Source organism: Stenotrophomonas sp. SY1, assembly GCF_021202945.1.
In the GTDB taxonomy this organism is placed as follows: Bacteria; Pseudomonadota; Gammaproteobacteria; order Xanthomonadales; family Xanthomonadaceae; genus Stenotrophomonas.
Map to the genome: position 1 here is coordinate 1 of NZ_JAJOYR010000026.1, position 366 is coordinate 366.

Sequence of the window (366 nt, forward strand, 5' to 3'; positions counted from 1 at the left end):
CGAATTTTGTACAAGTTGTAGTAGATATTCAGCAGTGTGAGGTTTCCTTGATGTGTCTATTGTGTCAACTAAATAAATCTGACCAGTGAATGTTGTTAGAGTGACACACATTATGGGCTCATTATGGATGTTAGACCACCCATCAATTGAATGACATACATTTTCATTATTCGGGTCATCTGCACACTTTTCATATTCATTTTCATACACAAGATTCAAGTACTTATCAGCAATATCTTTTCTGGATGGAGGAATATAACCTGGCCTCAGGTTCTGAACCATCTTGAGAAACTGAGGATGCTGAACAAGACGAAATGGTGAATTTGTAGCAAATATAATTCTTGCAACTTCTTTGTCGAGATTTTT

Annotated in this window: 1 protein-coding gene; it reads right to left on the reverse strand. The window is 36.1% G+C overall.

Annotated elements, in window-relative coordinates:
• Positions 1–366 (reverse strand): DUF659 domain-containing protein (locus LR961_RS19185; RefSeq protein WP_232151574.1); only part of this gene is annotated, 366 nt, incomplete at both ends.